Source organism: Flagellimonas sp. 2504JD1-5, assembly GCF_053618295.1.
Window position 1 is genome coordinate 669981 of record NZ_JBSIOU010000002.1, and the last position, 12810, is coordinate 682790.

Genomic DNA, 12810 nt, shown 5'->3' on the forward strand with positions numbered 1-12810 from the left:
CCGTTAAAACTTGAAATTGTAAGTTATTGTTGGGACAGGAATCGAAAATATTGAGCTTTGGTACGCTTTTATATCTCCATCTTGGGTTACAAAAAAGACAGAGTACGGATTATTCCTTCCCAAAACATTGTAGATTGAAAAGCTCCAAAAGCTGTGTGCAAATTTCTTGATCTTATGGTTGCCCTCCATATTGAAACTTAGGTCCAATCGGTAATAATCAGGAATTCGAAACTTGTTCCTATCACTATAAAAAACAAACTCTGAATTATTAAAGGCAAAACTCCCAATGGGGAAAGTCACAGGCCTTCCAGTCTGATATACAAAGTTTGCCGAAGCACTAAATCTTCTGGTAAATTTGTAATTGGCCACCAAACTAATATCATGGGGTTTGTCGAAGTTGGATGGGAAAAATTCACCATTGTTCACGCGTTCTTCATTAAATTCACTGTCCAACTTAACAAAAGACCTGGAGTAGGTGTATCCAAGCCAACCATTTAATTTACCTTCGTTTTTCTTGATCAGGAATTCCACCCCATAGGCTTTACCGTCGCCTTGCAAGACTTCAGTTTCTATAGCTTCATTCAACAACAATTGTGCGCCGACCTTATAGTCCAGTAGATTTTTTTGTTGTTTGTAATAGCCCTCCAAACTGAGTTCATATTTATTCCCTTCGAAATTTTTATACAATCCAAGCGAAGCTTGATACGCTTCTTGGGGTTCAATGTTCAGGTCGGATAACTTCCAAGTATCTGTAGGAGAAACTGTGGTGTTGTTTGATAGGGTATGAATGTATTGATAGGCATTGTTAAGACTTGCCTTAACAGAAAAATCAGGGGCCAGGAAATAACGGGCAGACAGCCTTAATTCGGGGCCTCCATAGGTTTCAATCACCTCATTTTTATCAAAGTCCTGTGTTTCCACCAAGGTTCCGTTATTTCGTGGAGCGTTATCTTGATAAATTCGCTGCTGTGAAGCTCCCAACGCAGCATAAAAAGAATAACGCAGTCCTAAATCAATTAATAACTTATCATTGACCTCATAACTATCTGATAAAAAAACCGCGGATTCAAGACCTCTTTCCTCCGGAATGGTCAATGCGGATACATCCGATGCACTGCTTAGGGGAACTATATCTCCAGGATTTACAACATACAGCTTGCTGGATATTCCGTAATCGAATTTGTGCTTGTCGCTATGCAAGTACTTCATTTTAATCTTGAATTCCGTTTCGCTGTTTTTATAACCCAAATCGAAATCATCATTGGACTCGCCATCGAATTCAATACCAAATTTATACTCACTATTGGACAGTATGAGACTCCCTGTTGTCTTCTCACTGAACTTGTGATCCCATTTTAACGACACCAATCTGTTGCTATAATCAAAAATGGAATCGGAGGTTATACTAAACTCATCCCGACTGAAATAGCCCGTGGCCTTAATCTCGTTTTTATCATCTATGGTATGGTTGTACTTGGCTACCACATCAAAAAAGGAAGCGGTGCTGTTGTTCAGTTGCTCATCATCAAGAGCTTTTAATATCCAATCGGAATATGTGGCCCTTCCGCCAACCAATAAGGCAGATTTATCTTTGACAACTGGAGTTTCAAGCACAATATTACTTGTAACAGGGCCTATTGATGCTTCTCCGGAGAATTTTTGGGTATTTCCATCCTTGGTTGTAATATCAAAAACCGAAGAAAGCCTTCCCCCGAACTCTGCTGGCACATTGCCTTTATAGATTTCGGCAGATCCTGTGCTAAACGGGTTTATCGCCGAGAAAATCCCAAAAAAGTGGGCTGGGTTGTAAATTACCCCGTTGTCCAATAGTATCAGGTTTTGGTCTGTTCTACCTCCCCTTACATTGTAGCCTGCCGCACCTTCACCTGCGGTGGTAATACCAGGCAGGGTAATGGCAGCTTTTAGAATATCCCTTTCGCCCAAAACCAAGGGAATATTTTTTATTTTTTCCACTTCTATCAAGGTAACCCCTGTGAGTGCTGTTTCAACATTTCGGTCCAAGTTACCTTGAACAACCACTTCGTCGAGTGCCTCGACACTTTCATTAAGTTGAAAATTATAGGTTCCATCATTATACAACACCACCTTGGTTCTTGAGTCCTGAATACCCAATCCTCTTGTTTGGATAATATTTTCCCCGATGGGAAGTTCCAAACTATAGTTTCCATTGGCATTCGTTGAGGTACCAATATCCTTTCCTTGTACAATGATGGCCAAATCCGGAATGGGCTGCCCATTTCTGGTATTGACCACTTTTCCATTAAGTGTGAAGGTTCTTCTACGGTTGTTTCGGTTTTCCTTACCGATCTTTACCACTTGCAATCCTCTATTGGCTCCATTTTCATCCGAGTTGACAAACAGAGGGCCATAATCCTGTAGGTCGTCATAACTTGGCTCATCATCGGCCACCTGCTCTTCATTCCCAAAAAAATCGTCTGGCAAACTGTCGTAGATTTGGTTGTTCTGCAGAAGAAAAACCTGGTCATCATCCGAAATATAGAAGTTTAAAATGGTATCCTTGAACAGGTCGTCCAAAACTAGGCTTACTTGTTCGTTCTGGAAACTTCCAGTAACCTTAATACCTTCCAGCCAAGATTCCAAATAATAAAACTTGTAATTGGTCTTACTTTCAATTTCCTGAAGTGCCTCGGACACATCAACATTGGCAAATGAAACCGAGATTCTTGGGATTTCTTGAGCCACGACAAATTGCATGCTTGCAAGAAGCATGGCTACAGCGAAAACTTTTTTCATTTTTCTGATTGGTTTGCTTTTTGGGATAGGAGTATTTCAATGCGTTTCATGAGGCTGATGCGAAAACCATCTGGATTGGATTTTCTAAGTGCCCTGGCAACATTATAAAATCTATCTATTTCTCTTTTGAGGTCGGGAAACAGTGCGACAATATCCTTTTTGGACTTAATGATGTGGTATGCACCATTATACAATAATACATTTTCACTTTGTCCCTCTAAAAATTCATAGTAAATGGATTTTCTGTCTTTTCTATCAAAACTCTTTTTGGTGTGCTTGGTAAAGAGTGTAAAACTTGCACTTTCGAGTGCCACTTCGTAAAAGCCATATGCATTTAAGGTCGGTGCGTCTTTTGGCAGAATCTTTATGAAATCATGTCCCTCTATTTGAAAACTTTCAACATAATCTTTCACCAACTTAAGGGTTCCACCCCCTACTCTGCCTACCAAACGGATTAAAACCGCATCTTCATAGACATCGTATTTCATCTCTAAATCATAATAGCACTGTCCATCATAGCAAACACTTCCTGATTGGAATTCCCTGGTTTTGAAAAATTGGGTTTTTTCATTTATGGTACGATACTTATCAGTATAGATAACACCTTGGTAAAGACCAGTGTTTTCAATGCCTACATTATCGTCAAAGGAATTATAATATGCTATTTGAGCTTGGTCTTGTCCGAAAGACAAAAAGATTCCACCCAATGCCAAACAGGGCATTAAAGCAGTCCTAATAAAATAAAACATAATATTAAATGGTCGTATTAAGGATGTTTATTGATTAAATGAATTAGCAGAATCTAAAATACTATTAATAATCACGAATCCTATGAAATTCTCAGAAAATGATCAAAATATTAACGATATCATTAAATATCAGTCATTTATATCCATCAAAATGAGAGAAAACTAAATACGAACTGAATAGAAAGTTCCCTAGAACGTGATTCTTAAATAATAGTCCATATTCGTGGCTGGAAGAATTTGAATAAATCTACTGATTAGGAGTGAAAATCAATATTGATTGGGCGTTGTCTTGAATTTCCTGCTGATTCATCATCATCTTTCTGAACTGTCCATTGACAAACAATTCAGCTTGATCTTCATAATGCTTGCTAAAAGGATTGCCCGATTGGCCTGTTGGAAGTATGCTGATGCTATTTTCAATATCCGAAAAGTCAATGATCCTTCGTGTTGATGGGCCAGAGTTCACCTTATAGAAACCGGTGCTATCGTACGGAAAGGCCATGTTGTTGATTACCTCCCTTGTTCCTTCTACTGGAAATGGGCCCACATTAAAAAACTCTCTAAGACGTTCCACTTGACCAATAGGGTGTTGATGCTCTAAAGTATGCACCTTATCCCAAGTCCATTGCGTAGGGTCTTCCCCAAAGTCCTTTATTAGTGACATCCATGCATCTGAAAAAGATTTCAAAACAATTTGGTCCCTAGTTTCCACTACCTCAGAGGTGTTTACATTGTCCCACCATTTGCCCTCTATCATTTTGGCACCCCAAGCAATCTGGCGTTTGAGTATATGCGTGCCCAACAACTGCTGAAACTGTTCGGGGCCAAGCTCATCCTCCATGGTATTTTTGAGCATGTAATACTCACACCTGTGATATAATGTTGGACTAGTACTATCCAGGGTATAACTTCCGTTCCAGTTTGTAAGGGCATCAACCTGCACAAGCTGCTCATCGGTCAAACTAGATACATCCAGTAACTTGATCAATTCGGTAATTAAGTCGGGGTTGACTGAAGATGTGACATCCAAAATCATTTTTGAGGTGGATTCCTTGTCCCAGTCATTTTTGTCATCCAGTAATTGCACAATTCTCTTACCTCTATTTTCTGGCAAGTAATATCCAGGATATAACATTCCGGCAATGGAGTCAGGTTGATTATTAGCGGAATAGACGTAATGCCAAGGTGGATTAACCGCACTTGGATTTTCTGAAAAATCCAAATATCTAATAGGTTCGTTTTCTCCTGTGGTGCCATCCAAAACAAATTTGGTGGAAAGACTATCTGGCATCTGATATAGTTTAGCCGTAGCCCACCAAGCCACATTGCCTTCTGCATCTCCGTACATCACATTGAGGCCAGGGGCATGTATTTTCGGTAATGCACCTTTAAAGTCATCAATGTTTTTGGAATGACTTATTCCATAAAGTGCATCCATTATCTCATTATTGACCTTGGTATAAATCCAAGACATTGCAATGGGTCGTTCTCCCTTTATTTGTTTGGCAATGTTGTTGAGTACAGGACCATGTCGTGTTTTTTTATAGGAAAATGCAAGGGTCTCCCCATCCTTCACCTTGATTTCTTTTGAAACCACCTCATAGTTCTCCCAACCATCTTCGGTTTTGTATTTTGTGCTATCGGATGGATGGGTTTCTTCATAATAAAAATCAATATCATCATTCTCGAACATGGTAAGTCCGTAGGCCAAATTCCTGTCATGTCCCAACAAAGGAAATGGAACCCCGGCAAGATGATATCCATATTTTTCGTAATTGGGCGTAGTCACATGGGCCTCATACCATACGGATGGTTGTGCAAAACCAATATGCGGGTCGTTGGCAAGGATTACTTTCCCATTTTTTGTCTTCTCCGGAGCCAACACCCAACTATTGCTTCCCTCAAACAACGGCACAGGAAGATGTTCTAAAGCTTTTTTAATGTTGAATGCCATGGTGTTGCCAAGGGTATCGGCAACGGTGTTCTTATAATTTTTAATCCAAACTGTGGATGTGTCGGAATCAACAGCAAGGTTGGATATATATTCTTCGCCGAGATTATCCCGGATGTTGGTTAACAAAGGATCAGTTTTATGCGCCATGGCAAAACTAAATGCCATATATCCGACAACATTATAGATGTCTTCCATGGCAAAAGGCTCCTTTTTAAGTCCAGTTAGGTAGAATTCTATTGGTGTAGGGCCTTCTTCAATAAATTTATTAACGCCTTCAAGATAAGCATTGGACAAAACAACCATTTCATTTTGTTCATCCAGTTTGGTCACTGTTTCTGTTGTATGCTCATCTATTCCCAGCGAGAGGAAAAATTTGTCAGTTTCAACCAAATCTTGTCCAAAAACTTCAGAAAGTCTACCTTTTGCCAACCTTCGCAACAACTCCATTTGCCAGAGACGGTCTTGGGCGTGCACATATCCCAATGCCCTTAAAGCATCAGGTTCGGATTGGGCATAGATGTGCGGGATGCCATAGGCATCAAAATACACATCCACCTTGTTTTCCAAGCCGGGCAGTGCTTTTTTTCCGCTGTAATCGGGTTTAAGACTTTGAACAAAAAGAATCGAACCAAGAATAAAAAGTATAAGCAGGCCGGCAAGTACAAGAAGTACTTTCTTGAATTTCTTCACTGTGGGGATCTTTGGTTAATTGTAAATAGTTAGTCTAAGTTAAACTATTTTCCAAAAAGCATGAAAAGAAACTCGGGTTATTGCTATTCCTGATTCATGGATAGATGATACTTTTCCAGACCTGATTTCAGCCATTTTTCGTACACATCGATATCCACATATTGTACCGCATCGTTCAAAATCTCGAGATTTGGAGACAGTAATACGTAATACGGTTGTGAAGCTGCGTTGAAGTTTATTGTCTGGAACGTGCCCCATTTTTGGCCAATTGTTTCAATGGCCTTTATTCGACCTGAATCGTATTGAAAATCGAATTTTTGTGCTTCTGGGAGTTCTTTTCTGTCATCAACGTACAAGGAAATAAGTACGTATTCATCGCGAATCAAAGGATAGATATTTGAGTCACTCCAAACATTTTCTTCCATTTTTCGGCAATTCACACAGGCCCATCCTGTAAAATCCAGTAATATGGGCTTATTCACTTTTTGGGCATGGGCGACCCCTTCATCAAAATCTTTGAAACAATCCAATCCCAGTGGACAATCACTTTCCGTTTCTTGTATGCTGTAAAAGTCCGGTGGAGGAAATCCACTCAGCAATTTTAGATTGGTCAGATTGAATAGTCCTAAAATCAGATACACTGAGAATCCAGCACTCAATAAACCAGTAAATTTCCGTGCAGTCGATAATTTTTGCTTTGGGCCATCGTGCGGAAACCTGAACAATCCGAACAGATATAATGCCATCAAAACAAAAAGCACTATCCAAATTCCCAAAAAGATCTCTCTTTTGAATATTCCCCAGTTACCCACCAAATCGGCATTGGAAAGGAACTTGAATGCCAAGGCCAACTCCAAAAAGCCCAAAACTACCTTCACTGTTGTCATCCAACCTCCCGATTTTGGTAATGAGTTGAGCCATGCCGGAAATAACGCAAAAAGTGCAAAGGGCAATGCCAACGCCAGTCCAAAACCGACCATTCCTGCGGAAAGGTTGGTAGCAACATCACCTTCGGCCAGGGTAGTGCTTCCCAACAAACCACCCAAAATAGGGCCGGTGCAAGAGAAGGAAACAATGGCCAGTGTAAGTGCCATAAAAAAGATACCCAAACCGCCTCCAGCTTTAGTGGAAGCCGCATCCATTTTGTTGGCCCATGAGCTGGGCAAGGTGAGTTCGTAGTATCCAAAAAAGGAAAAAGCAAAGAATACAAAAATCAAGAAGAAGAACACATTCAACCAGATGTTTGTGGCTATGGTATTCAAAATTTGCGAATCCACCGAATCAAATACATGGAAGGGAAGACTCAACAAGAAATAAATCAACACGATGAAAAATCCATACAAAATGGCATTGACCACACCTTTGGACCTATTTTGCGATTGTTTGGTGAAAAAAGAAACGGTCAAAGGAATCATTGGAAAAACACAAGGGGTCAGTAAGGCGATAAGTCCTCCCAAAAAGCCCAAACCAAAAATCATCCAAAGACCAGATTTTCCGTTTGCATCGTTTAGTCCTCCTTGATTGAGCAATTCTTTGTTCTTTAAATCCAGTTTCAAGGATTTGCCCAAAGCTATGCTGTTTTCATCGAGTTCTTTTTTGGTTTCAACAAAAGCACTGCCATCCAAAGAAACTTGGAACAGTTCATCCATAGGTATACAAACTTCCTTGCATATTTGGTAAAAAAGATTGACCGAAATCTGCTTTACATCCGGATTTAGCAGTTTGATTTTTTGGGTGAAAACTGCTTCATGTTTAAAGAAGGTTTCCTCTACCTCAAAAATATCGCTGTACTCTATTATAGTCTCGCTTTCTTCCGTTTTGCCCAATAATTCATAGTCCTCGCCGGCCTTCTCAAATGTAAACTCGCTGGGCAATGACCCTCCTTCGGCCGTGTATTGTGAATATACATGCCATCCTTCATGAATTTTACCTTTGAACACCAATTCATATTCGGAATCGGCGACTTTGTTCACCTCATGGCTCCAAACTGCCGGTTCATTTTCAGATTGACCCATTAAGGGTGTTAGGGCCAAAAAGAAACCAAATAAAATGGATATCAATTTCATACTGAAAATGTAATTTTAATAATATGCTTCGTGGAATCATCCACCTTAAATCTATTATCGGAACGCATTCCCACCACCCAAGCAATTTCATTATCTGAACATAACAACCATTGCTTTTCCTTGGAAAACACATCTACTTTTTCATCTTTGAAATACTTGGAAAGCTTCTTTTTCCCCTGCATTCCAAAAGGATAAAAATAGTCGCCTTTTTGCCATCTTCTTAACATTAACGGATAGTTTAACTTTTCCTTATCGAAAAAGGCCACATTTTTAGGGCACTTTTCCATGGATTTAACTTTTTCTATTTTAATGTTTATGGGACTGTCCATTTGCTTTGTTCCGTCTTCAATCAAGAAAAAATCATGGCTTTCATTTTTATTTGTTGAAAGTATTAGCCATTCCCTGTCCTTTAGCAGTCTATGGGTTTGGGATAAAACTTCTTTGCCGCTGGTGGCGTTCAGTAAATCTTTTAGGCCAACCCAATCCGTAAAACCATATTCATGAAAAAGCTGATAGAGATATGCTTCGATTGGTCGAAGTTTCAAAAGTTCCTCTACCTTGACCTTTTTTTCTCCTTCCTTCTCTACGAATACGTTTTTTTTGATGGAATCCATATGGTTTTTTACCAAGGAATCCGTTTGCTCCAGGTAGGCTTGGGTCTGCATAAAATTGTTTAAAAAGGTGGGATGCATTTCTTTTAATCGTGGTACAATTTCATGTCTCACCTTGTTTCGCAAGTATTTACTTTCCTTGTTACTGCTGTCCTCCCTCCAGGTAATCCCTTCCAATTTGGCATGTTCCAAAATTTGAGCTCTCGAAAAATTGAGTAATGGTCTAATCACCTTGTTGTTTTGCCAAGGAATTCCTGTAAGCCCTTCAATTCCTGACCCTCTGGACAGATTAATCAAAAAAGTTTCAAGGTTATCATCGGCATGGTGCGCCGTCAGCACATAATCATATTCTTGGGTTTTCATCAGTTCGTCAAACCACTCGTATCGAAGCGCTCTGGCAGCCATTTGAACTGACCCTCCATTTTCTTGTATATGTTTTTTGGTGTCGAATGATTTGGTAATGGAAGGAACCCCTAATTCCAATGCTAATTGTTTTACATAGGTTTCATCTTCGTCACTTTCCGAGCCTCGTAAATTGAAATTGCAATGGGCCAAGGTAATATCCAAATCGGATTTGAAACACAAATGGGCAAGAATCACGCTATCCAATCCGCCACTGCAAGCCAGCAATAGTTTACCTTCCTTTAGAAAAGGCATATTATTATGAAGATTGATTTTAAACAGCTCCAGCATAGTGCAAAAGTAACAATTAAGCCTAGCTACCCTCTAGGACGTTTCGCATGGCCTTTGCTTTAAGTAGACATTCTTGATATTCACTTTCGGGATTGGATCTTGAAGTAATGGCACTTCCCACAGAAAAGGAAACATATTCGCGTTTGTTATTGTAGAGTATACTTCGGATAACCACGTTAAAATCAAAGTTTCCTTCAGGGTCAAAGTAACCCACCGTGCCACTGTACAAGCCACGTTTGGTTTCTTCCAGTTCATCAATAATCTTCATCGCCGAAATTTTGGGTGCTCCGGTCATGCTACCCATCGGAAAAGTTTCTTTGATTAGATCCAAAGGTTTTTTGTCAATGGAGACCTTGGCAGTAATGGTTGATATCATTTGATGCACTTGCTTAAAGGAATACACCTTGCACAGTTCTGCTACTTTTACACTTCCTTTTAATGCGCTTTTGGAAAGGTCGTTTCGAACCAGATCTGAAATCATGATATTTTCAGCTCTTTCTTTCTCATCTTTTTCCAATTGAAGTTTGAGTTTCTCATCAAATAAGATATCCTCCCCTCTGGCAGCGGTTCCTTTAATGGGCTGGGAGATGATGGTTTGCCCCTCTTTTTTCAAATAGCGTTCCGGAGAGGCACATAACAAATACTTTTCATCTAATTTTAAATAAGCGGCAAAAGGAGGTTCAGAGATTTGATTGAGGTTCTTGTATGTTTCCAAAGGGTCTATTGACGTGTTCTCAGCGTAAAATTCTTGGCAAAAGTTTGCTTCATAAATATCGCCACGGTGAATATGGTCAAGAAATTTTTGTGCCTTTTCAAAATAGGCATCTTTGTGAATACGCATTTTAATACGAATCGATTGCGAAGGATGGTTTTTGGCAGTATTGGCAAACACCAATCTTTTAATGTTTTGAAAATCACCCTCAATCTCATGCTGTAATTCGTTCAGGTACAAGAAGTTTAATGTTTCACCCTTAATAGTGATTATTTTCTGAGGACAAAAGAAGTAAAGTTCTGGAAAGCCTAAACCGTCAAAATTGTTGGAATCAAGGTCTTCTATTTCATTTTTAATATCGTATGAAATATAACCAAACAACCAATCTTTCCCTTTATCGATGGTTTTTTGTAGTTCATCGATGTTTTTATTTGCAAAATCGGACTTATCGGTCTGTCTCGATATTGCAAGTATGGCATCGTACGAGCTGTACTTATCTTGATGTTCGTTGCTATCCAACCAAGCAACAAGTTGGTTCTCTTTAGACCAATCCAAAATGGCATCTTTGTACTTGGAAGGAGACGAGATTTTAAAGGAACGATGCCTACGCAATGGGTTTACTTTAGTGAGTCGAGCAAAATTTGTACTACATCCTGATGTTGGTTTCTTAATTCCTCATCAATAATACCTTTTTCATTGTCAAAATTCTGGTGAAATGAAGGCAATGAAAATTTGGCGACAATCTCGGCTCCAAAACGAGGCAACATTGCCTCTACAACTGCCAAGGAGCCTACTCCTCCCCTTCCACCTGGGGAAGTTGACATGAGCAGTACTTTGGTGTCTTGTAAAAATTTACGTTCCAAACGAGATAACCAGTCCAAGACATTTTTAAAATATGCTGAAGGGTTTCCGTTATGTTCACTTACGGAAAGTACAATTGCTTCGGCTTTTTGAAAATCATTCTTGAGCTCCACCAGCGAATTGGAATATCCGTTCTGTTTTTCCTCCTCTTCGCTAAACATTGGAAAAGGGCATTTTGACATGTCAATTAGCTGTATTTCACGACTTTGAATCAAAGAAATGGTATGTTTTACCAATTCATAATTGACGGATGTTGAAGAATTACTCCCTGCTAGTGCCAAAATTGCAGCCATAATGGAAAAAGTTTAATTGTTTCGCTAAAATACCGTAATTGCATATTACATGCGAGTATTTTGGCTAATTTTGACCCCGGAACATCCAAACATACTGTATAACAAGTATATAGGATAATCGTTTAAATAATAGATGAATTCTAAAACCGCCAGATTGTTCTTTATTGATGCCATGAGGGCATGGGCCATTTTGATGATGCTCCAAGGGCATTTTATAGATGGGTTATTAGACCCTGTTTTTAGGGATCAGGACAATATGGTTTTCAACATATGGCTATACTTTAGGGGAATTACTGCTCCTGTTTTCTTTACCGTCTCTGGTTTTATATTTACTTATCTCTTAATAAGGGTACCCCAAAAAGGATTTGAAAACCCGAGAGTAAAAAAAGGAATTCGCCGTGGACTCCAACTTTTGCTTATTGGCTACCTCCTCCGGATGAACATTTTTGGGCTGTTCAGTGGGCAGATTTACGATTCCTTTTACTTCGTTGATGTGCTGCATTGTATTGGGCTATCCATTTTAGTGTTGATAGGAGTCTATCTGTTCGCCGCGGAACGAAAAAAATACCTTTTTCCTTCCCTTCTTTTAGGGATTACAATACTGCTATTTTTATTTGAACCGATTTACAAGCAGTGGTCTTTTGCATTTTTACCCGATGCTTTGGCCAATTATTTTACGAAAGCCAATGGTTCTGTATTTACTATAATCCCATGGCTCGGGTATGCAACCATCGGGGGCTTTATCTCGGTTTTGTTCACAAGGTTTAAAAATTACAGGTATTTGTATCCTGCGGGAATTTCAATGGCAACCGTAATTGGATTGACCTTGATTTTTTATTCCTCATTGGGATTTGTAGCCCTTTATGACCTTAGTGGTGTGGAATTGTTTAAACTGATAGAAACCAATAACTATCTCTTTATACGTTTAGGTGATGTTTTTGTGGTATTCGCCATTTTTATGTTGTTCCGCCAATTCATGACCAATAAAACGGTTTTAAAAATCGGAGCAAGCACTTTATCCATTTACGTGATACACTTCATCATCCTTTATGGAAGTTTTACAGGATTGGGCTTATACCGTTTTATGCACCATTCGCTGGAACCAAATACGGTTATTTTTGGAGCATTGGCATTCATGTTTGCTTGTACTTTCTTGGCATTGCGTTATAACAAACACGAAGCCGAAATCAAAACGCAGATTTCACAAACCACGGCTTTTGTAAAAACCCAGACCTTGGAACTTAAAAAGGCATCTACTCCACTGGTACGGGAAGTTTCAATAAGAGCAAGGGTATTGCTCAGAAGATTGCTTAGAACAGTTCGTGGTTAAAATGAAATGATTTTCGTTTAGCCAATATAATTATTTGTCAGGTCGAGTGTCATCCTGAGCTTGTCGAAGGGCGAGA

Annotated in this window: 8 protein-coding genes; 1 reads left to right on the forward strand and 7 read right to left on the reverse strand. The window is 39.4% G+C overall.

Features of this window, described 5'->3' with window-relative positions; all coding sequences use genetic code 11:
• Positions 1-3: 3 nt before the first annotated feature.
• From ACULLG_RS12455 to ACULLG_RS12485, 7 genes are all read right to left on the reverse strand, one after another.
• Positions 4-2775 carry a TonB-dependent receptor gene (locus tag ACULLG_RS12455; RefSeq protein WP_452127125.1) on the reverse strand — a complete coding sequence of 924 codons (2772 nt, stop codon included), beginning with the start codon at positions 2773-2775 and terminating at the stop codon, positions 4-6.
• A complete protein-coding gene (locus ACULLG_RS12460; RefSeq protein WP_452127126.1) occupies positions 2772-3524 on the reverse strand; it encodes a hypothetical protein in 753 nt (250 codons plus the stop codon). Before ACULLG_RS12460 ends, ACULLG_RS12455 begins: the two co-directional genes overlap by 4 nt.
• Before the next feature lie 247 nt (positions 3525-3771).
• A complete protein-coding gene (locus ACULLG_RS12465; RefSeq protein WP_452127127.1) occupies positions 3772-6168 on the reverse strand; it encodes a penicillin acylase family protein in 2397 nt (798 codons plus the stop codon).
• Between the two features lie 83 nt (positions 6169-6251).
• Positions 6252-8234 (reverse strand): cytochrome c biogenesis protein CcdA, encoded by a 1983-nt coding sequence (locus tag ACULLG_RS12470; protein ID WP_452127128.1) that lies wholly within the window; start codon positions 8232-8234, stop codon positions 6252-6254.
• Positions 8231-9538, reverse strand: a complete 1308-nt coding sequence (gene tilS, locus ACULLG_RS12475; protein ID WP_452127129.1) for a tRNA lysidine(34) synthetase TilS — start codon at positions 9536-9538, stop codon at positions 8231-8233. Before tilS ends, ACULLG_RS12470 begins: the two co-directional genes overlap by 4 nt.
• Before the next feature lie 22 nt (positions 9539-9560).
• Positions 9561-10862, reverse strand: coding sequence for an anthranilate synthase component I family protein (locus ACULLG_RS12480; protein ID WP_452127130.1), 1302 nt, complete (start codon positions 10860-10862; stop codon positions 9561-9563).
• Positions 10863-10867: 5 nt separating this feature from the next.
• On the reverse strand, positions 10868-11404 hold the full coding sequence (locus ACULLG_RS12485; protein WP_452127131.1) for an NADPH-dependent FMN reductase: 537 nt from the start codon (positions 11402-11404) through the stop codon (positions 10868-10870).
• Between the two features lie 133 nt (positions 11405-11537).
• On the opposite strand from ACULLG_RS12485, the gene ACULLG_RS12490 reads away from it, so the two are divergent.
• Positions 11538-12734 carry an acyltransferase family protein gene (locus ACULLG_RS12490; protein ID WP_452127132.1) on the forward strand — a complete coding sequence of 399 codons (1197 nt, stop codon included), beginning with the start codon at positions 11538-11540 and terminating at the stop codon, positions 12732-12734.
• The last annotated feature ends 76 nt before the right edge of the window (positions 12735-12810 follow it).